Origin of the sequence: Pseudooceanicola sp. (assembly GCF_029213205.1) — a bacterium.
Classification (GTDB): Bacteria; Pseudomonadota; Alphaproteobacteria; order Rhodobacterales; family Rhodobacteraceae; genus Pseudooceanicola.
The window spans coordinates 1-24,903 of record NZ_JARGNH010000010.1 but is presented as its reverse complement, the minus strand read 5'-3'; the positions used below and the strand labels follow the sequence as shown (position 1 = coordinate 24,903).

The window sequence follows — 24,903 nt, the reverse complement described above, 5'->3', positions numbered from 1 at the left end:
GCAGCGCCCGCCGATCCGGCGGCGCCGGAGCCGACGCGCGCCCCGGATGGGCGCCCTATGCGATGAGGGATGCGATGAGCACCTATTTTGATACCGCCGAAACCCGCAGCGCCGATGAGCGCGCCGCCGCCATTTCCCGGGATCTGCCGATGCAGATCGAAGCGGCACAATCGCTGCCGGGTTATGGCGCGCTGCGCGATGTCGAGGCGCACACGATCACCTCGGTCGCGGCGCTGGCCAGGTTGCCGGTGCTGCGCAAATCCGACCTGGTTTCGGCGCAGAAATCCGTTGCCCCCTTTGGCGGGCTGACCACATTGCCGGTCAGCGGCTTTGCCCATGTGTTCCAATCGCCTGGGCCGATCTATGAGCCGGGCGGCAATGGCCACGACTGGTGGCGGATGGGCCGGTTTCTGCATGCCTGCGGCATCGGCAAGGGCGATATCGTGCAGAACTGTTTCGGCTATCACCTGACCCCGGCCGGGATGATCTTTGAAAACGGCGCCCGGGCGGTGGGTGCGGCGGTGCTGCCCGCCGGGACCGGGCAGACCGAACTGCAGGCGCAGGCGGCGCATGATGTCGGGGTCACCGCATATGCCGGGACGCCGGATTACCTCAAGGTGATCCTCGACAAGGCCGAGGCGATGGGGCTGGCGCTCAAGATCAGCCGCGCCGCGGTGGGCGGCGGCGCCCTGTTCCCGTCGCTGCGCCAGGAATATGCGGATCGCGGCATCGCCTGCCTGCAAAGCTATGCCACCGCTGATCTGGGCAACATCGCCTATGAATCCTCGGCAATGGAGGGGTTGATCGTCGACGAGGGGGTGATCGTCGAAATCGTCACCCCGGGCACCGGCAACCCGGTCCAGCCGGGCGAAGTCGGCGAGGTCGTGGTGACCACGCTGAACCCGGATTACCCGCTGATCCGGTTCGCCACCGGCGATCTCAGCGCGGCGATGGAGGGCAGCAGCCCCTGCGGACGCACCAATATGCGGATCAAGGGCTGGATGGGGCGCGCCGATCAAACCACCAAGATCAAGGGGATGTTCGTGCGTCCCGAACAGGTGGCGGCGCTGGTCGCGAAACATGACGAGATATCAAAGGCGCGTGTGATTGCGGATCGTGATGGCGAAATGGATATCATGATCGTACGAATCGAAACGGCCAGCGCTGGCGACGGGGCACAGTTCCAAGCCTCGATCGTCGATGCGCTGAAGCTGAAAGGCAAGATCGAGATTGTGCCGCCAGGCAGCCTGCCCAACGACGGCAAGGTGATTGAGGATCTGCGCAGTTACGACTAGGCCCGGCGCCTTCGGCCCGCGGTCGGAAGGAGAACGGATGAGATTTTCACGCATGTTCGGCCCGGCGCTAGCCGCTTTGGTCGCCGCACCGGTGGCCGCTGCGGATTTGGCCCTGGTGATCGTCAATTCCGATTATGACCGGGCGCCGGATCTGCGCACCGAGCGCAGCGAACGTGCCTTTGACCTGGCGCTGGACCGGGCCGGGTTCCAGGTGTTCCGCGGCGCCGATCTGACCGGCCCCGAAATGCACAAGCTGGCCGGAGAGTTTTCCGTGGCCGCGCAGGCGGATGATGATAACCGGCTGGTTATCGTGCTTTCCGGGCATCTGGCAGGCAGCACCAGCGAGGGCTGGCTGATGGGCCGCGAGGCGGATCGCCCCGACCTTTTTGCTGTCGGGGCGCAGGGGCTGCCACTGGCGCCGCTAACCGGCCTCGCGGGGAGCGCGCCGGGGCATGCGGTGGTGATGGTCGCGCGGCCTGAAAAGATGGCCGAGGTTGGCGCTGGCCTGACCGCCGGATCGGCGCCGGTGCCGCTGCCCGAGGGGGTGACCCTGGTGCAGGGTCCGAACGCCGGGCTGCTGGCGCTGTTGCAGGATGCGATCCTTGACCCGAACACCAGCTATGCCGAGGCGGCCGAGGCCGCAGGAACCGGTGTCGATCTGACCGGTTACCTGTCGCCCGATGCCGGGTTGTTGCGCGTCACAACCACCGACACCGGCGAAATCGCTTATTGGTCGGCGGTGCGCGATCTGAATACGGTTGACGCCTATCAGGCCTATATCGACCGGTATCCCAGCGGCAAATTCATTGCCGAGGCGCGCGATGCGATTGCCGATCTCGAGCTGGAACCGGAACGCCGGGCCCAGGCCGATGAGGCGGCGCTGAACCTCAGCCGCGACCAGCGGCGGGTGATCCAGAGCAATCTGACCGCGATCGGCTATAGCACAAGGGGCGTCGACGGGTTGTTCGGCCCGGCCACACGGCGCGCGATCAGCGCCTGGCAAGAGGCCAATGGCCAGGCCGCCACCGGCTATCTGAATCGGCCACAGGTCGCGGCGATCCAGGCCGCTGCCGACCGCAAGGCGGCGCAGCTGGCGCAAGAGGAGCGTGACCGCCAGGCGGCGGTGGAGCGCGCCGACCGCGCCTATTGGCGCGACCTTGGCCAGGGCCAGGACGAGGCTGCGCTGCGGGCCTATCTGAACCGCTATCCGCGCGGGGTCTTTGCCGACACCGCCCGCGAGCGGCTGAAGATCATCGATGACCGCCGCGCCGAAGAGGCCCGCCGCGAAGAACGCCGCGACTGGGAAACCGCACGGCGCAACGACACTGAGGCCGCCTATCGCGATTTCCTCAACCGCTACCCGCGTGGCCGTTATGCCGATGAGGCAAGGGCGGCGTTGCAGGCCATCGAAGATCGCCGTCAGGAAGAGGCCGGGCGCGAAGAGCGTCGGATCTGGGAAACGGCCCGCGGTCAGGACAGCGTTGCCGCCTATCGGGACTACCTCGATCGCTACCCGCGTGGCCGCTTTGCCGATGAGGCGCGCAGCCGCATCGACGCATTGCAGGGCAACACCCGCGACAGCAGGGAAGTCGCGAAGGCCAAGCGCGAAGAGGCGGGACTCGCGGGCAATCCGGTGACACGCCTGTTGATCGAACAGCGACTCACCGGATTTGGCTTCAACCCGGGCCCGGTGGATGGCGTCTTCGATGCCCGGACCCGCAATGCGATCCGGCAGTTCCAGACCAGCAACGGATTGCCGACGACCGGGTATGTCGGCAATGACACGATGGCGTTGCTGATCGTCGGCGGTCACTAGGTCTGCAAGATATAGCGGCCCGGGGCAGGCTCCAGGGCCGGATATCCGGCCTCGGGTGCGCCGTCTGGCGGCGGTGTCACGCTGGCGCCGCTGAGGTGGCTGAGCCAGTCGCTCCATTCGGGCCACCAGGACCCGTCTTGCGGCGCCTGCTGCGCGAACCAGCTGTCGGGATCGACATAGCGCGCCCCGTGTTTGCGGGTGGCGATGCGGTAATGTCGGCCCGGATGCCCCGGTTCGCTGACAATGCCGCCATTATGGCCGCCCTTGGTCAGCACAAAGGTGGTGTCGACATGGCTGAACAGGTTCAGCTTGTAGACCGACTTCCATGGCGCGATGTGATCGCTTTCGGTGGCCACCACGAACATCGGAACGGTGATGTCACCGAGCGAGATCACCCGGCCTTCGACGGCAAAGCGTCCGGCGCTCAACCGATTTTCCAGGAACAGGCTGCGCAGATATTGTGAATGCATCCGTGCCGGCATCCGGGTGACATCGGCGTTCCAGACGCCGATATCGGTCGCCTCCTCCTCCAGCCCGAGGAGATAGCGGCGCACCGCCCGGGTCCAGATCAGATCTTCGGCCCGGATCGCGGCAAAGGTCCCGGCCATCTGTGGCTTCGCCAGATAGCCCTGATCGAACATCAGATCCTCAAGATAGGACACTTGGCTTTCGTCAAGGAACAGAAGCAATTCACCGGCTTCGGTGAAATCCGTCTGCGCTGCCATCAGGGTGATCGTGGCAAGCCGGGCATCACCGTCTCGGGCCATCGTCGCGGCGGCAATCGCCAGCATGGTGCCGCCCAGGCAATAGCCGCTGGCGTGGATCTTTTGCCCCGGCTGGATCGCCGAGATCACGTCCAGTGCCGCCATCACGCCGCGCTTGCGATAATCCTCAAGCGTCAACTCGGCCTGATCGGCGCCCGGATTGCACCAGGAGATCGCGTAGACGGTAAAGCCCTGACCGACGAGGTAGTTGATCATCGAATTCTGCGGGCTGAGGTCGAGGATGTAATATTTCATGATCCAGGCTGGCACGATCAGCACCGGCTCGGCGCGCACTTTATCGGTCTGCGGCGCATATTGGATCAGCTCGATCAGGTCGTTGCGAAACACCACCTGGCCCTTGGTGCAGGCGATATCCTGGCCAATCGCAAAGCCCTCGGGCAGCGGTTTCGGGGTCTGGGTGATCAGCCGCTGCACATCCTCGACCCAATGCCGCGCCCCTTCGGCGAAATTGGCGCCGCCCCGGGCGCGGCTGGTTTCCAGGATTTCCGGGTTCAGCATGGCCATGTTCGAGGGGGCAACACTGTCGAGCAGCTGGCGCAGCAGGAACCGCATCCGGTCGGCGCTGTGCGTTTGTTGGCCGGGGATGTCGGTGTTGGTCTGGTTCCACCAGTCCTGGGTGGCAAGAAAGCTCTGCTGCCACAGCGCGAAGGGCAGCTTGGCCCAATCGGGATGGCTGAACCGATGGTCATAGGATGCTGGCTGGAACGGTGCCGGTTGCGGCAGCTTGCCTCCGGCCATGCCCTTCATGGCCCAGGTCCAGACGGCGGCGCTGTTGGACATGGCCCGTTCGGCCAGATCGGCCTGACGTCCGGGGGCGCTGGCCAGATGCAGCATCCAGTCGCTCCAGGCCTCGATGGTGGCAGTGGCTGACACGCCGCCGGTGGCCCGCGCCATCGCGGCGCGCCAGCGCCGGTCCAATCCGGCACGCGGATAGGCGGGCTCCGGCCGGGCAGGTGGCGTCACCGCGGCGGCCACCTCTGGCTCGACGCGGGGGGCTGGCACCGGCAGCTGCGCGGGTTTCACCGCGCCGGTGTCGGATTTACGGGGTGTCTTGGTTTTGGGCATCGGGCGAATCCGCTGTGCGAGGGCGAGTCCGCACCAGTCTACAGCAGTTCGCTGCGTCGCAGAATGATCCAGGTCATGCTGTGGGCCGGCCCGTGCCATCCCGAAACGCGAAAAAGCCGCCCAAGGGCGGCCTTTCGGTCACGGCAGCGTCAGGGGCTTATCAGCCCTGACGCGCTTTGAACCGGCGCTGTGTCTTGTTGATCACGTAGACGCGGCCCTTACGGCGCACGACGCGGCAATCCCGGTGACGGTTCTTGAGTGAGCGAAGGGAGTTGCGAACCTTCATGGTCGGCCCTCTCAGGTCGTGGCGCACAAGCGCCGGTTGCGGGTGGCTTCCCTGAGGAAACCGATGAATTCATGGTGGGCGATACTGGGATCGAACCAGTGACCCCTTCGATGTCAACGAAGTGCTCTACCGCTGAGCTAATCACCCATCTTACCTGCACGGCCCCAGCCCCAATAAAAGGGGCGCGGGATTATTCCGCGCCGGTCTGGAGGTCTATAAAAGGAGTCGAATGCAGGATCAAGGGCTTTTGGCAGCTCAGAAAAACGCTATCATCCCGGCAAGGGAGGCGCCATGGCCAGTCGTCCATACCGTTTGTTCGCACCGCAACTGCAGACCACCAGCGTGGTCTTTGCCTCGCCGCACAGCGGCCGGGACTATCCGCGCGACTTTTTGCGCGCCAGCGTGCTGGACGGGTTTCAGGTGCGCTCCTCCGAAGATGCCTTTGTCGATGACCTGTTCATGGCAGCGCTCGACTTTGGTGCGCCGCTGATCGCGGCCAGCGTGCCGCGCGCCTTTGTCGACCTCAACCGTAGCGCGGATGAGCTTGATCCCGCCCTGGTCGAGGGGGTGCGCCGGGCCACCCATAACCCGCGCATCTCTTCGGGCCTTGGGGTGATTCCACGGGTGGTGTCGAACGGTCGGGCGATCTATCGCGGCAAGATCCCGATGGCCGAGGCACAGCGGCGCATAGACGCCTGCTGGCGACCCTATCATGACGCACTGCAGGCGCAGTTGGACCGGACCCAGCGCCGCTTTGGCGAGGCGATCCTGATCGATTGCCATTCGATGCCGCATGAGGCGGTGGATTGCATCGCCCGGATCGGGGCGAAACGTCCCGATGTGGTGATCGGTGACCGCTTTGGCGCTTCGGCCGAGGCGGCGGTGGTGGACCGGATCGAGGCGGCTTTTGCCGCCGCCGGTCTGCATGTGATCCGCAACGCGCCCTTTGCCGGGGCCTATGTCACCCAGCATTATGGCCGCCCGTCGCGCCAGCAACACGCGGTGCAGGTCGAGATTGACCGGGCGATCTACATGGACGAACGCCGGGTGCAGCCGAATGCCAATTTCGGCGCCTTCCAGCGGCTGCTGCGCTCGGTCATCTGCGACCTGTCCGAGATTGGCCGCAAAAAGGATCTACCGCTGGCGGCGGAATAAAGCGGCCTTCAGCTGCTGGGCTATTCGGCTGGGCCGGGCGCGCCAGAAGCAACGGGTCGGCACCCATGCGGGTGCCTTTGGTTTCAGTTCCGGATCAGCGCAGCGCCCGGCCCTTGATGATCGCCTCGCTGCCGAATTTCCGCCGAATCTTGTCGGCGGCACGTTCGGCCTGGCTGCGTTTCGTCGCATCGGGGTCGAGCAGATCGCCAGAGCGGTCGGCGTCGCCTTCGGGCACCAGGTCGGAAATCCCGACGCCGATCAACCGGAACGGCGCCTCATCCGCCACCGCGTCGAACAGGCCCCGGGCGCGGCGATAGATGGTATCGGCCAGCTGGGTCGGGTCATGCAGCGATATCCGCCGGGTGATGGTGCGAAAATCGGCGCGTTTGAGCTTGAGCGTCACTACCCGCCCGGCCAACCCGCGCGCCTTGGCCCGGTCCGACACCTTTTCGCCGAGCCGCCAGAGATGGCCGTCGAGCAGGTCAAGATTGCCGGTGTCCTCAAAAAACGTGGTTTCGTTCGAAATCGATTTGATCGGCGCGTCGCGCGACACCCGGCGCCGGTCCTGACCCCTCGCCAGATGCCAGAGCCGGTCACCCATGCTGCCAAAGCGGGCCTGCAGATCGGTGCGATCCCAACGCAGCAGGTCGCTAAAGCTGCGGATCCCGGCCTTGTCCAGCGCCGCCTGGGTGGCCCCCCCGACGCCCCAGATCAGCCGCACCGGCTTGTCACGCAGGAAATCCGCCGTCTCGGCCAGGCCGATGACCGAAAACCCGTGCGGTTTGTCGAGATCCGAGGCGACCTTGGCCAGAAACTTGTTATGGCTGAGGCCGATCGAGCCGGTCAGCCCCAGTTCGGCGCGCATCCGCTTCACCAGCCGCGCCAGCATATAGGCGGGCGGGTGGCCATGCAGGCGTTCGGTCCCGGTGAGGTCGAGGAAGGCCTCGTCCAGCGACAGCGGCTCGATCGCCGGGGTCATTTCCTCCATCATCGCGCGGATCGCTTTCGAGGCTTCGACATAGGCCGCCATCCGTGGCTTGATCACCACCGCCTCGGGGCAGAGTTTCAGCGCCTGAAACATCGGCATCGCCGAGCGGACGCCGCGAATCCGGGCAACATAGCAGGCGGTCGACACCACGCCCCGCTTGCCGCCGCCGATGATCACCGGCTTGTCGGCAAGCGTCGGATTGTCGCGCTTTTCGACGCTGGCGTAAAACGCGTCGCAATCCATATGGGCGATGGTCAGGCGGTTCAGCTCGTCATGCAGAATGACCCGCCGCGACTGGCAGGCGGGGCAACGCGGGCCGGTGTCGAACCCGGTCAGGCAATCGCGGCATAGGGCGGGCATGGTGTGGTCGCTGACGGCTGTGCTGAGGTCAGTCTACACCGCGCGACGGGGGCAGGACAGACGGATCTCAGGCGGGCCATGAGCGGGCGAGACGACGCGGCAGTCACCGATCAGGCAGCGCCGCGCCCATCACCTTCTGTCCAGGCTGGCTGTGCCGCATCAGAATGTCTGGTCATAATCCCCGACGCCCGGCTCGGTGCGGATCACATCGTCGATCTCTTTAAAGATCGCGCGCAATTCCGCCTCGCTCTCCGAGCTTTCGCAGACCACCACCAGGTTCGGCGTGTTCGACGAGGCCCGCACCAGTCCCCAGGAGCCATTGTCCAGGATCACCCGGGCGCCATTCACCGTCACGACTTCCTTGATCGGACGACCGGCAAAGGTCTCTCCGGCCTCGGCCCGCGCCACCAGCTTGGCCACCAGCCGCTCAAGAATATCGTATTTCTCGGTATCCGCCGCATAGGGCGACATCGTAGGGGTCGCCCAGGTCTTGGGCAGGGCACGGCGCAGGTCCGACATCTTCATATCGGGATTGCGGTCCATCAGCTTGCAGATCTCGACCGCCACCCGCATGCCGTCGTCATAGCCCCGGCCAATCGGCGCGGCGAGGAAGTAGTGCCCGGATTTCTCGAACCCCGCCAATGCGCCCAGGTCATGCACCCGGCGTTTCATATGGCTGTGCCCGGTTTTCCAGTAATCGGCCTTGGCGCCGCCGGCGATCAGGTCGGGGTCACTGGCAAACAGCCCGGTGGATTTTACATCCGCCACAAAGGTCGATCCGGGATAGAGCTTGATCAGGTCGCGGGCCATGATCACCCCGACCTTGTCGGCAAAGATCTCTTCACCCTCGTCATCGACGACGCCGCAGCGGTCGCCGTCGCCATCGAACCCCAGCGCGAAATCGGCGCCCGAGGCCCGCACGCTGGCGGCCATATCGTGCAACATCTCCATCGCTTCCGGGTTCGGATTGTAATGCGGAAAGGTGTAGTCGAGCTCATTGTGGCTTTCGACCACCTCGACCCCCAGCCGTTCGAACAGCATCGGCGCATAGGCGGCGGCGGTGCCATTGCCGGTGGCGCAGACCACCTTGAGCTTGCGGGTCATGCGGAAATCACCAACCAGATCGTCCATATAGGCGTCCCAGACGCCATCGACGAAGTCATAGCCACCGCCGTCGCGGGTCACGCCCTTGCCCTCCAGCACGATCTCTTTCAATTCGCCCATCTCGTCCGGGCCATGGGTCAGCGGCATGGCAAAGCCCATCTTGACCCCGGTCCAGCCGTTCGGGTTGTGCGAGGCGGTGACCATCGCCACCGCAGGCACGCCCAGGTGAAAGGCGCTGAAATAGGTCATCGGGGTGATCGCCGGGCCGATATCCTTGACCCGGATTCCGGCCTGGATCAGCCCGAGGATCAGCGCGTTCTTGATGGTCAGCGAATAATCCCGGTAGTCGTTGCCGACCGCGATCACCGGCTCCAGCCCGTGGCGCAGCATCTGGGTGCCGATGCCAAGCCCCAGCGCCGTCATCCCGGGCAGGTTGATCTCGTCCGGGTATTTCCAGCGGGCGTCATATTCGCGGAACCCGGTCGGGGTTATCATCGCATCACGCAGGAAGGACCAGGTGTTGGGGGTCACCTTGGAAATCGGTTTTGTCACTGTCTGGTCCTTCGTTCGCAATGTGTCAGAGGCGGATCGGGTCGGTCTTGGCCAACCGATCAAAGCGCATCAGCCCTTCGATCAGCCGGCCCATATCGTCTAGCCGGATCATATTGGCGCCGTCCGACGGCGCGCGGTCCGGATCCTGATGGGTTTCGATGAACACCGCCGCAATCCCGAGGCTGACCGCCGCCCGTGCCATCACCGGCGCGAATTCGCGCTGGCCGCCGGATGAGCCGCCGAGCCCGCCGGGCTGTTGCACCGAATGGGTGGCGTCCATCACCACCGGATAGCCGCTCTGCGCCATCTGCGGCAGGCTGCGCATGTCGGTGATCAGGGTGTTATAGCCAAAGCTGGTGCCGCGTTCGGTCAGCAGGATACGCCGGTTGCCGGTGCTTTCGATCTTGGCGATGACATTGGGCATGTCCCAGGGCGCCAGGAACTGGCCCTTTTTCACATTCACCGCCGCTCCGGTCTCGCCCGCTGCCAGCAGCAGATCGGTCTGACGGCACAGGAACGCCGGGATTTGCAGCACATCGACCACCGCCGCCACCGGGGCGCAGTGATCGGGCGCATGCACATCGGTCAGAACCGGCACGCCAAAGGCGGCCTTGACCCCAGCCAGCACCGCCAGCCCCTTGTCGATGCCAAGGCCCCGCTGACCGGTGACCGAGGTGCGGTTGGCCTTGTCATAGCTGGCCTTGAAGATGAACCCGGCGCCATGCGCGGCACAGATCTCGGCCATCCGGCCGGCAATCATCTGCGCGTGCTCGGCGCTTTCCAATTGGCAGGGCCCGGCGATCACGGTCAGCGGGCGATCGTTGCCGACCGCCAGATTGCCGATTTCAACTGTCGCCATGTCAGGCAGAGACCTGCTCCCTCAGGATCGAGGCGGTGAGGCTGATCATCAGGTAGACCCCGGAAAAGATCAGGAACGCCAGAACCGTATTTTCAAACGCGCGCGGATAGGTCGGATCCTCGGGTGGCACCGGCCGCACCGAGGTGGTCAGGTAACGGACCTGGCGGTTGGCTTCAAGTTCGGTCTGTTTCTCGTTCTGCAGCGCCGATTGCAGGAACAGATCGGCGGTGGCGAGGTCGGCCTGGGCCATCTGGATCTGCGCCGCCTTGGCCGCCAGCGAGGTTTCGCCGCTGGTGGCGTTGGTCATCCGCCGGTTCAGGTCGTCGAGCAGCGTTTGCAGCCGGTCGACATCGCCCTGTGCGCCCTGCACCCGCGCCTGATTGGGGCGGGCATTGTCGAGAAGGGCCGACAATTGCAGATCTTTCTCTTGCAGTTGCAATTCGACATTGTTGATCTGCGCCCTGAGCCCGGCAATGATCCCCTCTGGGTCCACGATGGTGCCTTCTTGCAGTTGCACCAGCCGCTCCTGAGCTTCGCGCCGCTCGGCCTTGGCCTTTTCCAGGCTTTCGCGGGCAGTGCGCATGCCGTCCTCACGCTTGCGCCGCGACAGGTCATCGACCCGTTGTTCGGCATAGGTGATCAGGCTTTCGCTGAATTGCGCCGCGACGGCGGGGTCGGCGGCGGCGATTTCCATGCGGATCACGCCTTCGGTCGGGTCATAGCCGATCTTCACGTTGCGTTTGAAGATCTTGTAGGCCTCTTCGTTCGACGGATTCTCGTCGAGCCGCTGGATCGGATCGATCCAGGGCTGGGTGAAATGGCTTTTGAAGCCGACATCGCGGTCCAGTCGCAGCATCGCATCCTTGGATTGCAGATAGCTCTGCACTGCGATGCTGTCCTGGTTGGTGGCAAACTGGGTGCCGGACAGCAGCCCGCCCAATCCGCCGCCGCCCTGGCTGTCGGCCTGCAGGATCAGGAATTCGGACTTGGCGGCATACATCGGCGTGGCCACCACATAGAAATACCAACCGGCCAGGATTGTCGGAGCAAAAACGAAAAAGAACAGCCGGGTGAACATCAGGAACATGCGGCGGCGGCGGCGCAGCGCCAGATCCTGCTGCAACTTGCTGATTTCGGTGGCCCGGCGATCCGCCGGTCGCAGCTCGGTCGAGGGCAGGTTGCCCGGCGCGCCAACTGGCACGGTCTGCGGCAATTGCACCCGGCCCGAAGGATCGGAACCGGTGGAGTCCGGCACCACCAGCTGCAGCATGTTCGAGCGTTCGAACGGGTCGATGCCACGGCTGCGCAGCTGGCGCACCGCATCGAAATCCGAGGTCGGGGCCAGCCCGTGTTTCTGCGCCACGCGCCGTGCCATGCGCAGCTGACGACCGGTCAGCCCCTCTTTGCGGATCGAGTCGATATCGAGATCGGCGCGCACCTCGCGGGGGCTGGCAATTTCGCCCTCGCGAGCTGCGACGACTCCGGTTTCGGCTATCGGGTCATGGTCGGGTCGCGGCGGCTGTGGTTGCGCGGCTTGCGGTTGCTGCGGTACCGGGGTTTCGGCAGCCGGGCCGGGTTGTGGTGGTGTCGGTCGGGTGGGCGGCACCGCGCTGCGCAGCGCTGCCTCGGCCTCGGCCTGACGGCGGGCAAGATCGGCGGCGCGGCGCTGGGTGACACCGGCCAGACCGGCGGCGTTCGACGCTTCGGCCGCCTCGGCCGCGCTCCGGCTGGGGCGCGGGAAATTCAGACCATCGCCATCGACCGGAACCGCACCAACTGCCGGTCTGGCGGCGGTTGAGCTGGCAGCGCCCGGCTGGGCAGCGGGGCGCGGCGGGCGCGCAGGCTGTGGTGGTGACGTTTCGGCCGACCGCGCCACTGCGGGCCGCGATGTGGCCGCAGATGAGGCCGCAGCCGGGGCTACGGGCGCAACTGGGCGCACCGGCTTGGCACCTGCGGCAGGCGCCGATCCTGCCGCATCGCTCGGGGTGGCGGGCGCGGCACGGCGGATGCGAAACTTTCTAGCTTTGGGTTTCGTAGTCATAGAGCTGTTTCGCTTCTTCCAGAGAGTCGAACATATGTAGCTTACCGTCCATCAGAACGGCAGCCTGATTGGCAAAGGCTTCCAGTATCCGCGGCTGATGCGACACGATCACGGTCGTCGTCCGGGTCAGCCGGTCACGCAGGATGTCCCCCGCCTTCTTGTTGAATTCCACGTCGGTCGAATTGGGCATGCCCTCGTCGATCAGATACATATCGAAATCCAGCGCCAGCATCAGGGCGAAACTGAATCGCGCCCGCATGCCAGAGGAATAGGTGCCCAGCGGCTGGTCGAAATATTCACCCAGATTGCACAGCCAGCGACAGAAGGCTTCGACATAATCCGGGTCCAGCCCGTAGAGCCGGGCGATATAGCGGCTGTTCTCAAAGGCCGAGTGGCGGCTGACCACCCCGCCCATGAAACCCAGCGGGAACGAGATCTTGGCATTGCGGCGCACCACGCCTTCGTCGGGTTTTTCCAGCCCGGCCATCATGTTGATCAGCGTCGTCTTGCCAGTGCCGTTCGGCGCCAGAATCCCCAGGTTGCGGCCACGCTCAACCCGAAAGCTCACCCGGTCGAGGATGATCTTGCGATGACTGCCCGTCCAGAAGGACTTGCTGACGTTCTCGAATTCGAGCATTGGGCGCTCCGGGTTCTGCTCTCGGCCACTCCTTTGCGGAGTTTTGTTAAACTGGCTTTAGCCACTTAGGGGCCATTATGCGCCATTCGGTCAAGTCATGCCAAGATTTCAGGGCGAAAATGTGACCAAGGCCATATTAATCGTGCTCAAACCGGCCTGGGTCACGTGACAAGTGCCGTCATGGCAACAATCCGGGCCAGTTCCACGCCGCAGCCGCCTGTCGCTGGGCCCAATGTTCTGGATTGGGGCAGGCAAATGCAGAAAGGGGCCGGATTTCCGGCCCCTTTTGCAACTGTGTTCACCTGAGTTCCGGGTGCGGTCAGCCGCGCACTTTTTGCACCCGGGTCAGCGTACCGACGATCAGGGAAATGATCGCGGCACCAAAGCTGAGCAGCGCGCCCATCTTGGCAGCGTCCTGCACCGGCCCGGCGTCAAAGGCGACCGAGGCGACGAACAGCGACACGGTAAACCCGATCGCCGCAACACAGCCGACGACCAGCAGGTCGATCGTCCGCATCCCGGCCGGCAGGCCCAGCCGCAGCACATGCGCGCCGATAATCCCGAACAGCAAGATCCCCATAGGTTTGCCGATGACCAGACCGCCAAGAACCAGCCAGGTCGGCTCGCCGATCGAAGAGAACACCACCCCGGCATTCAGCAGCCCGAAAAAGAACAGCACGATTTCAACCGGATGTTTCAGCGCATGTTCAAGCGTGTTCAGAATGTCGGTCAGATATTGCTCGGCCTCGCTGAAGATGCCAAAGGCGCGGTCGGCATGCGGGATTGTCGGAACGATCGGCAACAGGCCCAAAGCCGGGTGAATGCCGCTTTGCTGAAAGCCATACCAGCTGATGCAGCCAGCAACCACATAGGGCCAGAACCCCAGCTTTTCACGCATCCAGGTCGAATTTGGCCGGTCCTGATTGCCCCGGTCCAGCCGCCGCGGCAACCAGTTGAACAGGCCAAAGACCGCCAGCGCCGCGCCCAGCGACAGCAGCAGCCAGACCGGCGCCAGATCGCCGCTGGGATAGAAGATCGCCAGAATGATCAGCCCCGCCGCGTCATCGGCAATCGCCAGCAGCAGCAGGAACCGCACCGCCGGGTGACCGGCACCAAACACCATCCGCCCGACCAGATAGGAAAACGCGATATCGGTCGCGGTCGGAATCGCCCAGCCATTGGCCACCTGCGAAAACGTGTCGTTCCAGAGGAAATAAGCCATGCCCAGATAGACTACGATCGGTCCCAGCATGCCGCCGAGCGTGGCAAACAGCGGTGTCGCCGCCTTCTTGCCACGCAGCGATCCCTCCTTCAGGATCACCGCTTCCCAGACTTCCTTGGCGGCAATCGCAAAGAACAGCGCCATCAGCACATCGTTGATCAGATAATGCAGGGTCAGCGTCCGATGGCCGTCATGCAGATGGCCGATCGGGGCATGATCCCAGATCACGAAATCGACAAAATGGTGGTAGCTGTCCGGATTGGTATTGGCCCAGAAAAGCGCCAGCACCGCACCAATGATCAGCAAAAGCGAATAGTTGGTCAGAAAATTCCAAACGCGATACATTGGGCCCCATCCTTGTTGTTTGGCTGAGACCTAGGCGATTTCACAGGGCCGCACAACCGTTGGGGAATGGCTCCGCTTTCAACTTTTTTGCGGCAGCGATTGCGGTCATTCTCCGAGGTCTGGCTCGGGCTCTGATGGCATGATTGGCAAACCCAGGTCCGGCATTTCGGCCCGGTCGTCTTGGCGGCATCCCGGACCAAGCGTTGCGCCTGGCCGTTGCCAAATCCGTCCCGATTTAACACAATCTCTGATGTTCGCTCGATGGCCCTCAGGGCGAATGAGCCTTGGATAGAGAACGGATATGCCCCAGGTCGACCGTCCCAGTGACAACCTCAGCGCGCGCATCCGCCAGTGCCGGATCTGCGCCGACCGCTTCGCCAGCACCGCGACCGCCCATGCGCCGCGTCCGGTGGTCTGGTTCCGGCCCGGTGCGCGGCTGCTGATCGCCGGTCAGGCGCCGGGGCTGCGGGTGCATGAAAGCGGGCGCCCGTTCGACGACCGCTCTGGCGATCGGCTGCGCGACTGGATGGGGCTGGACCGTGACACCTTCTATGACCTCAGCCGGATTGCGGTGGTGCCGATGGCGTTCTGCTTTCCTGGTTATGACGGCAAGGGCGCCGACCTGCCGCCGCCGCCGATATGCGCCCGCAGTTGGCATTCCGCGGTGATGGCCGGGTTCAACGACCTGCGGTTGCGGCTGCTGGTCGGCGGTCATGCCCAGAGCTGGCATCTGGGCCGCCGCGCCCCGGTCAGCGCGGTTTTGCGCGACTGGCGCCGCCATCTGCCGGGCACCATCCCCTTGCCTCATCCGTCCTGGCGCAATACCGGGTGGTTGAAGAAAAACCCATGGTTCGAGACCGAACTGGTGCCGGTGTTGCGCCGGCGGGTGCAGGAGGCATTGCAATGATCGAAACCCCGTTGGACCGTGCCCATGCCGCGATGATGGACGCGCCGGGCGACGACAGCGCCCGGCTGCGGTTCTATGAGCGGCTGGCCGACAATGAATTGTTCGTGCTGCTCACCGCCGAGGCGCGCGATGACCGGCTCGCCCCCGAGGTGTTCGAACTGACCGACGCCAGCTATATCCTGGCCTTTGACAGCGAGGCGCGGCTGGCCGGATTTGCCGGGCGCGAGGTGCCCTATGCGGCGCTGTCCGGGCGGGTGATTGCGCAGATGCTGGCCGGGCAGGGCCTCGGCCTTGGTCTGAACCTCGACGTCGCGCCCTCCTCGATCCTGCTGCCCGCCGATGCGGTCGCCTGGCTGGTCGAAACTCTCGGTCATGCGCCCGAGCAGGTGGAAAGTCGGATCAAGGCCTTTCACCGCCCCGCCGGGTTGCCGGATGCGTTGCTCGAAGGGCTGGATGTGAAACTCGCCCTGTCCGGCGGCATGGCCGAAATCGCCTATCTGGTCGGCACCGAGACCGATTCCGGGCGCCGTGGCCATATGCTGGCCTTCATCGACGCCCGGCCCGGCGCCGAATCCGCGCTGGCCAAGGCGGCGGGCGAGGCGCTGATCTTTTCCGGGGTCGATCAGGGCGAAATGGATGTGGCCTTTTTCGCCGGGTCCGACACAATGGCGGCCAGCCTCGCGCGCAGCGGGTTGCGCATCGATCTGCCCAAAGACGAGCCGCAAAAGCCCGAGCGCGCCGCCCCTGGTTCGGATCCGGACAAACCGCCGATCCTGCGCTGATCCCACCGCTTCTTCTGGCTAAAACAATCTCGGGGGAGCCGCCCATCGGGCGACGGGGGCAGCGCCCCCGCGCGCATCGCCCGCCACTGATCCGCGACCTGTGGGGGCTATTTGACCTCTGTCAGCCCGACCATCGCCGCTGCGGTTTCCTCTGGCGCCAATTCCTCGAAATCGAAATTGTCCAGCCGCGCGGCCCGCTTTCCGGCCCGTTCGGCGGCGGTGCCGATGCCGTCCAGATCGGCCCGGGCCTGGCCGAAATGGGTCTGCAGTTTTCCCACCCGCTCCGACACCAGCTCGACATCGCGGTGCAGCAGTTTCAGGGTATTGCGGATCGCCCCGGCCTGTTCTCGCATCCGCGCATCCTTGAGGATGGCGCGCATCGTGTTCAGCGTCGCCATGCAGGTGGTCGGCGACACGATCCAGACCCGTGCATCAAACCCTGCCCGCACCACATCGCCGAAATTCGAATGCAGCTCGGCATAGACCGCCTCTGAGGGCAGGAACATGATCGCGCCGTCGGCAGTCTCGCCCTCGATAATGTAACGCTCTGAAATCGCGCGAATATGTGTCTTGACCGAGGCGCGGAACAATTGTGCCGCCCGCTGCAGCTCTGGCCCCTTGTCGGCACCGCGCAGCGCCTCATAAGCTTCAAGCGGGAATTTCGCGTCGATCACGATCGGCCCCGGCGGGTTCGGCAGATGCACCAGGCAATCGGCGCGTTTGCCGTTGCTCAGCGTCGCCTGCAACGCATAGCTGTCCGAGGGCAGCGCCTTGCCGACAATGTCGTTCAACTGGATCTCGCCAAAGGCGCCGCGCGTCTGCTTGTTCGACAGGATGTCCTGCAGGCTCAACACATCGCCGGACAATTTGGTGATATTGTCCTGGGCCTTGTCGATGACCATCAGCCGCTCCTGCAGCTGGGTCAGCGATTTGGTGGTCTGCTCAGAGCCGCCGCGCAGTTGCGCGTTCATCTTGTCCTGCATCTCGGTCAGCGAGCGGGCGGATTTCATCGCATTCTCATGCAGTCGGTCGTTCAGCTCGCGCTGTACCGCCGCCAGCCTTGTCTCCATCGCGGTGAGCACCTGGGCCTGACCGCTGGATTGCGCATTCGAGACGCTGGTCAGCCCGCCGGCCAGTTGCTCCTGCCCGCGAAACAACCCGTCCACGGTGCGGCCCAGGTGATCGAGCTGATAGATCAGCGGATCGGCGGCCTTGCGCGAGGCGCGGATCGCCAGCACCAGCAACAGGCAGATCAGCAGGAAGGCCGCCGCGCCGATCAGAACGGCAAGGACAATGGGATCGTTGAACGCATAGCTCTGCTCGCCAATCTGAATCATGTGCGTCCGAACAGCCTCTCGATATCTGCCAGCTTCAGCTCGACATAGGTTGGGCGGCCGTGGTTGCATTGGCCGGAATGCGGCGTCGCTTCCATCTCGCGCAGCAGCGCGTTCATCTCGTCGCCGCGCATCCGCCGTCCGGAGCGGATCGAGCCATGACAGGCGATTCGCGACAGGATCGCGTCCAGCCGGCTCTGCACCAGATCGCTGTCCCCGGCATCGCCGAGCTCGTCCAGAATGTCGCGCAGCATGGCCTCGGCGTTGACCTCACCCAGTTCGGCCGGGGTTTCGCGCACCGCAACGGCATTGCCGCCAAAGGCTTCGATGCCCAGACCGAACTGCGCCAGCGCCTCGGCGTGGTCGAGGAGCAGCGCCCGATCGCCGGGGGACAATTCGACGATCTCGGGGATCAGCAGGGCCTGCGCCGTGACGCCGTTTTCCGCCATCTGGCGTTTCAGCCGCTCATAGACCAGCCGTTCATGCGCCGCATGTTGATCGACGATCACCATGCCGGTTTCGGTCTGGGCGATGATGTAATTCTCATGCACCTGCGCCCGCGCGGCACCCAGCGGATGCGCCTCGGCCGGGGGGGCGTCGATCAGATCTTCGACCCGCGCCGTCGGGGCATGATCGAAAGGTGTGAACCCCGCCGCCGGTTCGGACCAGCCCGCCGGTTGGGTGGGATAGCCGCGGGTCATTGCTGGCTGCGCGGCCCGGTCCATCTGGTAGACGCGTGGACCGGTGGGTTCCGCCCGGAAGGCACCCAGCGTTGCGCCCGCCACCGTGCTCGCGGCGCGGTGGCCGTTTTCGGCCAGCGCATGGCGCAGCCCCGACACGATCAGCCCGCGCGCGGTGCCGGGGTCGCGGAACCGCACCTCGGTCTTGGCGGGGTGGACGTTCACATCGACCAGATGCGGATCGCAATCAATGAACAGCGCCGCCGCCGGATGCCGGTCGCGGCTGAGCAGGTCGGTATAGGCGGCGCGCAACGCCCCGCTCAGGGCCCGATCCCGCACCGGGCGACCATTGACGAACAGGTATTGTGCCACCGCCGCGCCGCGCGAATAGGTCGGCAGGGCGGCAAAGCCGGTCATCTGCAGCCCGTCGCGTTCGGCGTCGATCGGGATCGCATTGGCGATGAACTCACGCCCCAGAACACTGGCCAGCCGGTTGGCCAGCGCGTCAAACAGCTCGCCCTGCTCGGCATCGGCGCGAAACACCTCGCGCTCTTCCTCGCCCTGGCGGTGCTTCAGGGCAAAGCTGACAAAGGGTTCGGCCATCGCCAGACGCCGGATCATATCGGTGACGGCCTGGCTTTCGGCGCGGTCACTGCGCAGGAACTTCAGTCGGGCAGGGGTGGCAAAGAACAGATCGCGCAGTTCGACAGACGTGCCAGCGCTGAGCGCGGCTGGTCGGATTTCGGACATGCGTCCGCCGGAGACGGTGATTTCCGCCGCCGTGCCGCCCGCCACCCGTGAGGTGATCCTGAGGCGGCCGACCGCACCGAGCGACGGCAGCGCCTCACCGCGAAACCCGAAAGTGTGGATGTCGAGCAGATCCGATCCGTCGATTTTCGAGGTCGCGTGCCGGGCCAGCGCCAGCGGCAGATCCTCGGCGGCGATGCCACAGCCGTCATCGCTGACCCGGATCAGGGTCTTGCCGCCATCGGCGATGGTCACGGCGATTCGCCGCGCCCCGGCGTCGAGGGCGTTTTCCACCAGCTCCTTGACCGCCGAGGCCGGGCGTTCCACCACCTCACCGGCCGCGATCCGGTTGATTGCGGCCTCGTCCAGCTGGCGGATCACCGGCTGATCTGGGCTTATATAGCGAGTCTGACTGTTCATTCCACTAGACCTAGCATGGGTGGCGTGATTCGGGAACTGGAAGTCAAGAACGCCTCAACGGGGCTTAACCCCTAACTCCGCCTCGAAACGGTCAGCCAATTGTAACGACAACTTCGAAAAACTTCGCGCCCACTTCGAAACGGAATCAAAAGTAGAAATTGAGATCGCGTCAGCTACCATCGACTCATCTGTGTGTCTCTCAAACACCGTAAAAACAATGTACTCAGGTGCTGTGGTCCGGAAACCTACACACTTCGAATGGGCAATCCTGTTCCGATAAAACGATTGATCCTCATATATCTTTTTGATGAAAGCTGCGATTGAAGTTGCGGCTTCGATTGGGCGAAAGATCTTGTATACTTCTCTGAACTTGTGAGTTCTCTTCATCTTGCCGATCCGCTCAGCAGCTTCTGACAGTGGAAGGTGCAAGACTGTGGCCAGCAGGAATCCCCAGAGCGACGTCCAGATCAGCCCAGGCAAGGATGACCTCCAATCATGTTCTCAAAGCCCTGTCGAGGCAGGGCTCGTTCAGCAACCTGCTAAACTCCCGGGTCACCAATTGCCGGGACTGAACATCTAGGCCCGATACACCTTAGAAACGCTGCAAACCTGTCCGAAAAGATGGGACCACTTCGAGCAGGGGCTGTTGTGTGCAGGGCGCTTTGGGTCGCATATCAGGCAGGTCATGCCCTAACATTCAATCTGGACCACTCAAGTGGGGCTGATCGTTGGCATTTCAAATGGCTGGTGTTAGAATCTGCGTTGCGTTCTGACCCATTCAATACGGCCTTTACAGGCTTGAGATGGCACTTGTCCCAAACTCACGAGGTGGAATGTTCGTGCGACTCCTATTTTCCATGGTTGCCTTGGCAGTGTCCTTGCCACTCGCGCCACTTGCCGAAGAACTGCCACTGGCCGCGGTGTCCGTGACGGAGTGGAAAGCCGTCTATGGTCGGATTGAGACGCGCAGTCGCATTCCAGCCCGCGCCAGATTGGGCGGGACCCTTGTGTCGCTCGACGTCAATGAGGGCGACGTGGTGACGGCGGGACAAGCCATCGCACAGGTCGTCGATGCCAAGATCAACTTTCAGCTGGCGTCCATTGACGCGCAGGTGCAGGCGCTGACAGCACAGCTGGACAATGCCAAGAACGAACTGCAGCGCGGCGAGGATCTGCTGGCGCGCGGCGTGACCACGGCGCAGAGACTGGATGCGCTGCGCACCCAGGTTGACGTGCTGACGGGGCAGATCGCGGCGATTGGTGCCGAACGCAAGGTGGTGGAACAGCAGGCCCGTGAGGGCGCGGTATTGGCCCCGATCGCGGGTCGGGTTCTGTCCGTGCCAGCGGCAGCCGGTGCTGTGGTCTTGCCCGGCGAGGCCGTGGCCACGATTGGCGGCGGCGGGATTTTTCTGCGCATCGCGGTGCCAGAACGTCATGCCGCTTTCTTGCGGGAAGGGGCGGCGATCGAGATTGAAACCACCGCAGGGCCGTCGCAGGGCACATTGGCGCGGATCTATCCGCTGATCGAGAACGGTCGGATGATTGCGGATGTGGAGGTGCCGGACCTGCCAGAAGACTTTATCGATGCACGGGTTCTGGTCCGCCTTCCGGTCGATACCCGCACCGCGCTGATGGTGCCAGAGACCGCCGTTATCACCCGCACTGGCCTGGATTTTGTTGAGGTTGCAGACCCCGACGGGCCGGTTCTGCGCACTGTCGTTCTCGGTCAGCACCAGACACGTGATGGCGTTGTGATGATTGAAATTCTGTCCGGCCTTGAGGTCGGTGATCGCGTAGTCAACGCGCATGACTGAAAATCTCGAACCTGTCGGACTCGGCATTGCCGGGCGTTTGACACGCGCATTCATCGCATCATCCCTGACGCCCTTGTTCATTCTGGCGGCGCTGGCGGTTGGGCTCGTGGCTCTGAAATCCCTGCCGCGCGAGGAAGAACCGCAGATCTCGGTCCCTCTGGTTGACATCCATGTCCAAGCGCCGGGCCTGCGGGCCGAAGATGCGGTCAAGCTGGTGACAGAACCGCTGGAAGGGATCGTCAAAGGCATCCCAAGCGTGGAACATGTCTACTCGTCGACCAATGACGATTACGCAATGGTGACAGTGCGCTTCAAGGTCGGCACCTCGGCCGATGCGGCGGTGCTGCGGGTGCATGATAAAATCCGCGCCAACATGGACCGCATTCCCGTTGGCATACCCGAGCCATGGATTGTTGGGCGCGGCATTGATGACGTCGCGATTGTATCGGTGACTCTGGCTCCCAAACCGGGTGTTGAAGAGATCAGCGCAAATGACTTGACCCGCATCGCCCGTGAATTGCGCACCAATGTGGCCAAGGTCAAGGATGTCGGTCTGACTTATCTGGTCGGCGAAGTGCCCGAACTGATCCGTATCGCCCCAGACCCCGAGCGCCTGGCGCTATACGGTGTCACCTTGCAGCAACTGGCGGCGAAGGTGGCCAACGCCAATCGGTCGGAAAACACCGGCAAGCTGCGTGATGGTGGCGATCAGATCGATCTGGTGGTGGGTGAAACGCTGGTGGCGCCGGCGCAAATCGCGAACCTGCTGCTGACCACACGGGATGGACGCCCTGTCTATGTGGCCGATGTGGCGGAGGTCAGCTTTGTCTCCGACAGCGCCGATGTGATCGTCGCCAATGTGAGCCGCGCAAAGGATGGCACGGTGCACCGCGCACCGGCCGTGACACTGGCGGTGGCCAAACGCGCCGGGGCCAATGCGGTGATCGTGGCCGAGGCCATCCTGCACCGGGTTGAGGCATTGGAAGGCAGCCTGATCCCCGAAACAGTCGGTGTCACCGTCACCCGCGACTACGGCGAGACCGCGAACGAAAAGGCCAATGAGCTGTTGTTCCACCTCGGCCTTGCCACCCTGTCCATCGTGGCGCTCGTGTGGCTTGCCATCGGCTGGCGCGAAGCGATCGTGGTGGCGGTGGTGATTCCGGTGACGATCCTTCTGACGCTCTTTTCGGCCTGGATCATGGGCTACACGCTCAACCGCGTGTCGCTGTTCGCATTGATTTTTTCGATTGGTATCCTGGTCGATGACGCGATCGTGGTGATCGAGAACATCGCCAGGCATTGGGGAATGAAGGATGGCCGCAGCCGGATGGCTGGCGCGGTCGAGGCCGTGGCCGAGGTTGGCAACCCGACCATCGTGGCCACCCTGACCGTCGTGGCCGCCCTGTTGCCGATGCTGTTCGTGTCGGGCCTGATGGGCCCCTACATGAGCCCGATCCCCGCGAACGCCAGTGCGGCGATGATCTTTTCGTTCTTTGTCGCCGTCATCATCACGCCCTGGCTGATGTTGAAGGTGGCAGGCCGCGCGCCGATGGCCGAGCATGGCCATGACGATACCTATGGTGGCCATCCCGGTGGTACTCTGGGTCGGATCTACGGCCGGGTGGCCCGGCCCCTGCTGGCCAGCAAGACCCGCAGCCTGGTGTTCCTGCTGGTCACGGTGGCCTTGTCCTTTGGTTCGCTCGGCCTGTTCTACACCCAGGATGTGACGGTCAAATTACTGCCCTTTGACAATAAATCAGAACTGTCTGTGGTCATTGATCTGGCCGAAGGCACGTCGCTTGAGGCAACCGATCGCGTGGCGCAGGACGTGGCGCGCGCGGTTTTGGAACTGCCCGAGGTGGTCTCGGTCCAGACCCATGCCGGAACCTCGGCCCCCTTCAATTTCAACGGGTTGGTGCGGCACTCTTATCTGCGCGCCGCACCCAATTTGGGCGAGGTGCAGATCACCCTGTCGCCCAAGGCCGACCGCGATCGGCCCAGCCATGACATCGCGCTGGATATCCGTGATCGGTTGGCCACCTTGTCGCTGCCCGATGGAACCAACCTGAAAACGGTCGAGCCTCCGCCCGGCCCGCCGGTGATGGCCACCCTGCTGGCCGAGATCTACGGCCCCGATGCCGACACCCGACGGGCGGCGGCCAGGAAGGTGCGCGCGGCGTTTGAATCTGTCCCCTTCGTGGTCGATGTCGATGACAGTTTCGGCACCCAACCGCGGCGGTTGCGGGCCACGATCAGCACCGACGACCTGGAGTTCTTCAGCGTCGAGGAAGGCGATGTGTTCGACACGCTTTCGATCCTGAACGGCGGGCGTACGGTCGGGTATTCGCATCGTGCCGACGGCCGTCAGCCAATCCCCATCCGCATTGCGCGTGACAAGGGTGACAAGGTGCTGGACGAGCGGTTTCTGTCGACGCCGATCCCCGCAAATGTCCTGCCCGGTGCGCGCGGTGTCGTCGAATTGGGCGACGTGATTCGCGTGACTGGGGAACACGCCTCTTTCCCGGTGTTCCGCCATAACGGACGTGACGCGGAAATGGTGACGGCCGAGATGGCCGGGGCGTTCGAGGCGCCGCTTTACGGCATGATTGCCGTGGGGCAGGCGCTGGACGAGATGGACTGGGCGCCGGGCAGCAAACCGGTGATCAGCCTTTACGGCCAACCCGAAGATGAATCCGTGACCACGCTCTTGTGGGACGGGGAGTGGGAGGTGACCTATGTCACGTTCCGCGACATGGGGGCGGCTTTCGCCGTGGCGCTCCTGGCCATTTACATCCTTGTCGTTGCGCAATTTGGATCGTTCCGGCTGCCTTTGGTGATCCTGACGCCTATCCCGCTGACCTTCCTGGGGATTATCGCCGGTCACTGGCTGTTTGGCGCCCCGTTTTCGGCCACCTCGATGATCGGGTTCATCGCCCTGGCCGGGATCATCGTGCGCAACTCGATCCTGCTGGTCGATTTCATCCGTCATGCGGATCCGACGGGCAAGTCCCCGGTCGAAATCCTGATCGAGGCCGGGGCGATCCGTTTCAAACCCATTCTTCTGACGGCGATCGCGGCCATGATCGGGGCGGTGGTGATCTTGTCTGATCCGATTTTTCAAGGGCTGGCGATTTCGCTCCTGTTCGGTCTGTTGTCTTCAACGCTGTTAACCGTGCTGGTGATCCCGGCGATCTACCGGGTGCTGAAGACCTGATACCACAGCGCGTTGGCTGGCCGGGCGTTCAACCCGGCCACCCTTCGCAACACTCTTGCCAGCGTCCGCGACCTCGCCACGATGGCTGAACCGTGCATCCAGCACAGAGCCGTTTCGGAAGAAGATATCAACGACAGTCAGACTCGCAGCTTCGCCTTCACCTGCCGCTTGGGCGACCTGTTCCTGAGCAACATCCCCATTCCTGCCAACTCGCGGTACAGCCGATGGTTCTCGGCCTCATGATCAACCGGCAGCGCGCCTCTCACCGGATTGGCGGAAAAGATGGGCCATATCCTGCGCTGGCTTGAGGATCCGTTGAGCGATGCCAAAACCGGGTTTCTGCCTGACGGCGTGCCGGTTCAGGTTATCTTTCTTGCGGCGCGTGTCCGCTTCGTTCAGGCCCGGCCGCCGGGTCTCGACCTGGACCTCTGGCGTTATCCCGGTAATCCCCCCCGAAAGTAGGGGGCTGCATAAGTAGAATTTTCTCGCCAAGGT

The 24,903-nt window shown here is 63.9% G+C and carries 18 protein-coding genes and 1 tRNA gene; 7 read left to right on the top strand and 12 right to left on the bottom strand.

The features are described from left to right. Positions 1 to 74: 74 nt before the first annotated feature. Positions 75 to 1,295 carry a phenylacetate--CoA ligase family protein gene (locus P1U48_RS09640; RefSeq protein ID WP_301068766.1) on the top strand — a complete coding sequence of 407 codons (1,221 nt, stop codon included), beginning with the start codon at positions 75 to 77 and terminating at the stop codon, positions 1,293 to 1,295. 37 nt (positions 1,296 to 1,332) lie between these two features. Continuing rightward, entirely contained in the window at positions 1,333 to 3,111 is a 1,779-nt protein-coding gene (locus P1U48_RS09635) for a peptidoglycan-binding protein (protein ID WP_301068765.1), read from the top strand. Here the strand turns inward: P1U48_RS09635 and P1U48_RS09630 are convergent. From P1U48_RS09630 to P1U48_RS09620, 3 genes are all read right to left on the bottom strand, one after another. Continuing rightward, positions 3,108 to 4,961, bottom strand: a complete 1,854-nt coding sequence (locus P1U48_RS09630; RefSeq protein WP_301068764.1) for an alpha/beta fold hydrolase — start codon at positions 4,959 to 4,961, stop codon at positions 3,108 to 3,110. The genes P1U48_RS09635 and P1U48_RS09630 overlap by 4 nt on opposite strands. A 160-nt stretch (positions 4,962 to 5,121) precedes the next feature. Continuing rightward, positions 5,122 to 5,247, bottom strand: a complete 126-nt coding sequence (ykgO, locus tag P1U48_RS09625; protein WP_005850168.1) for a type B 50S ribosomal protein L36 — start codon at positions 5,245 to 5,247, stop codon at positions 5,122 to 5,124. 72 nt (positions 5,248 to 5,319) lie between these two features. Next, a tRNA-Val gene (locus P1U48_RS09620) sits at positions 5,320 to 5,394 on the bottom strand. 144 nt (positions 5,395 to 5,538) lie between these two features. On the opposite strand from P1U48_RS09620, the gene P1U48_RS09615 reads away from it, so the two are divergent. Then, positions 5,539 to 6,402, top strand: a complete 864-nt coding sequence (locus P1U48_RS09615) for an N-formylglutamate amidohydrolase (RefSeq protein WP_301068763.1) — start codon at positions 5,539 to 5,541, stop codon at positions 6,400 to 6,402. Between the two features lie 94 nt (positions 6,403 to 6,496). Here P1U48_RS09615 and P1U48_RS09610 read toward each other — a convergent pair whose 3' ends face one another. From P1U48_RS09610 to P1U48_RS09585, 6 genes are all read right to left on the bottom strand, one after another. Further along, a complete protein-coding gene (locus P1U48_RS09610; protein WP_301068762.1) occupies positions 6,497 to 7,750 on the bottom strand; it encodes a DNA polymerase IV in 1,254 nt (417 codons plus the stop codon). 159 nt (positions 7,751 to 7,909) lie between these two features. After that, positions 7,910 to 9,406 (bottom strand): phosphomannomutase/phosphoglucomutase, encoded by a 1,497-nt coding sequence (locus tag P1U48_RS09605; RefSeq protein WP_301068761.1) that lies wholly within the window; start codon positions 9,404 to 9,406, stop codon positions 7,910 to 7,912. A gap of 25 nt (positions 9,407 to 9,431) precedes the next feature. Further along, positions 9,432 to 10,265: a 3-deoxy-8-phosphooctulonate synthase gene (gene kdsA / locus P1U48_RS09600; protein ID WP_301068760.1), complete on the bottom strand. Its 834-nt coding sequence runs from the start codon at positions 10,263 to 10,265 to the stop codon at positions 9,432 to 9,434. 1 nt (position 10,266) lies between these two features. Further along, on the bottom strand, positions 10,267 to 12,306 hold the full coding sequence (locus tag P1U48_RS09595; protein ID WP_301068759.1) for a capsule biosynthesis protein: 2,040 nt from the start codon (positions 12,304 to 12,306) through the stop codon (positions 10,267 to 10,269). Then, positions 12,284 to 12,943 (bottom strand): ATP-binding cassette domain-containing protein, encoded by a 660-nt coding sequence (locus P1U48_RS09590; protein ID WP_301068758.1) that lies wholly within the window; start codon positions 12,941 to 12,943, stop codon positions 12,284 to 12,286. Before P1U48_RS09590 ends, P1U48_RS09595 begins: the two co-directional genes overlap by 23 nt. Before the next feature lie 319 nt (positions 12,944 to 13,262). Beyond that, the gene (locus P1U48_RS09585) at positions 13,263 to 14,510 is read right to left on the bottom strand and encodes a Na+/H+ antiporter NhaA (RefSeq protein ID WP_301068757.1); all 1,248 of its coding nucleotides are present in this window, start codon (positions 14,508 to 14,510) and stop codon (positions 13,263 to 13,265) included. Between the two features lie 301 nt (positions 14,511 to 14,811). Here P1U48_RS09585 and P1U48_RS09580 point away from each other — a divergent pair, with 301 nt between their 5' ends. Both P1U48_RS09580 and P1U48_RS09575 read left to right on the top strand, forming a co-directional pair. After that, entirely contained in the window at positions 14,812 to 15,417 is a 606-nt protein-coding gene (locus tag P1U48_RS09580) for a uracil-DNA glycosylase family protein (RefSeq protein WP_301068756.1), read from the top strand. Beyond that, positions 15,414 to 16,199 carry an SseB family protein gene (locus tag P1U48_RS09575; protein ID WP_301068755.1) on the top strand — a complete coding sequence of 262 codons (786 nt, stop codon included), beginning with the start codon at positions 15,414 to 15,416 and terminating at the stop codon, positions 16,197 to 16,199. The genes P1U48_RS09580 and P1U48_RS09575 overlap by 4 nt, the downstream gene beginning before the upstream one ends. Positions 16,200 to 16,306: 107 nt before the next feature. Here P1U48_RS09575 and rmuC read toward each other — a convergent pair whose 3' ends face one another. Further along, positions 16,307 to 17,536 carry a DNA recombination protein RmuC gene (rmuC, locus tag P1U48_RS09570; protein WP_301068754.1) on the bottom strand — a complete coding sequence of 410 codons (1,230 nt, stop codon included), beginning with the start codon at positions 17,534 to 17,536 and terminating at the stop codon, positions 16,307 to 16,309. After that, complete coding sequence (gene mutL, locus P1U48_RS09565; protein ID WP_301068753.1) at positions 17,533 to 19,380, bottom strand: DNA mismatch repair endonuclease MutL; 1,848 nt, start codon at positions 19,378 to 19,380, stop codon at positions 17,533 to 17,535. The genes rmuC and mutL overlap by 4 nt, the downstream gene beginning before the upstream one ends. Positions 19,381 to 20,213: 833 nt before the next feature. Between mutL and P1U48_RS09560 the strand changes: the two genes are divergently transcribed. Next, positions 20,214 to 21,194: an efflux RND transporter periplasmic adaptor subunit gene (locus P1U48_RS09560; protein WP_301068752.1), complete on the top strand. Its 981-nt coding sequence runs from the start codon at positions 20,214 to 20,216 to the stop codon at positions 21,192 to 21,194. Beyond that, a complete protein-coding gene (locus P1U48_RS09555) occupies positions 21,187 to 24,408 on the top strand; it encodes an efflux RND transporter permease subunit (protein ID WP_301068751.1) in 3,222 nt (1,073 codons plus the stop codon). Before P1U48_RS09560 ends, P1U48_RS09555 begins: the two co-directional genes overlap by 8 nt. Positions 24,409 to 24,651: 243 nt before the next feature. Here P1U48_RS09555 and P1U48_RS09550 read toward each other — a convergent pair. Next, the coding region (locus tag P1U48_RS09550) for a hypothetical protein (protein ID WP_301068750.1) at positions 24,652 to 24,903 on the bottom strand (252 nt) is incomplete at its 5' end.

Bases quoted from the DNA above. Each gene is read 5' to 3' on its own strand.
- ykgO (WP_005850168.1), bottom strand. From the start codon at position 5,247: ATGAAGGTTCGCAACTCCCTTCGCTCACTCAAGAACCGTCACCGGGAT.
- P1U48_RS09630 (WP_301068764.1), bottom strand. From the start codon at position 4,961: ATGCCCAAAACCAAGACACCCCGTAAATCCGACACCGGCGCGGTGAAA.
- P1U48_RS09575 (WP_301068755.1), top strand. From the start codon at position 15,414: ATGATCGAAACCCCGTTGGACCGTGCCCATGCCGCGATGATGGACGCG.
- mutL (WP_301068753.1), bottom strand. From the start codon at position 19,380: ATGAACAGTCAGACTCGCTATATAAGCCCAGATCAGCCGGTGATCCGC.
- P1U48_RS09560 (WP_301068752.1), top strand. From the start codon at position 20,214: ATGTTCGTGCGACTCCTATTTTCCATGGTTGCCTTGGCAGTGTCCTTG.
- P1U48_RS09610 (WP_301068762.1), bottom strand. From the start codon at position 7,750: ATGCCCGCCCTATGCCGCGATTGCCTGACCGGGTTCGACACCGGCCCG.
- P1U48_RS09595 (WP_301068759.1), bottom strand. From the start codon at position 12,306: ATGACTACGAAACCCAAAGCTAGAAAGTTTCGCATCCGCCGTGCCGCG.
- P1U48_RS09640 (WP_301068766.1), top strand. From the start codon at position 75: ATGAGCACCTATTTTGATACCGCCGAAACCCGCAGCGCCGATGAGCGC.
- P1U48_RS09585 (WP_301068757.1), bottom strand. From the start codon at position 14,510: ATGTATCGCGTTTGGAATTTTCTGACCAACTATTCGCTTTTGCTGATC.
- P1U48_RS09555 (WP_301068751.1), top strand. From the start codon at position 21,187: ATGACTGAAAATCTCGAACCTGTCGGACTCGGCATTGCCGGGCGTTTG.
- P1U48_RS09615 (WP_301068763.1), top strand. From the start codon at position 5,539: ATGGCCAGTCGTCCATACCGTTTGTTCGCACCGCAACTGCAGACCACC.
- P1U48_RS09635 (WP_301068765.1), top strand. From the start codon at position 1,333: ATGAGATTTTCACGCATGTTCGGCCCGGCGCTAGCCGCTTTGGTCGCC.
- kdsA (WP_301068760.1), bottom strand. From the start codon at position 10,265: ATGGCGACAGTTGAAATCGGCAATCTGGCGGTCGGCAACGATCGCCCG.
- P1U48_RS09590 (WP_301068758.1), bottom strand. From the start codon at position 12,943: ATGCTCGAATTCGAGAACGTCAGCAAGTCCTTCTGGACGGGCAGTCAT.
- P1U48_RS09580 (WP_301068756.1), top strand. From the start codon at position 14,812: ATGCCCCAGGTCGACCGTCCCAGTGACAACCTCAGCGCGCGCATCCGC.
- rmuC (WP_301068754.1), bottom strand. From the start codon at position 17,536: ATGATTCAGATTGGCGAGCAGAGCTATGCGTTCAACGATCCCATTGTC.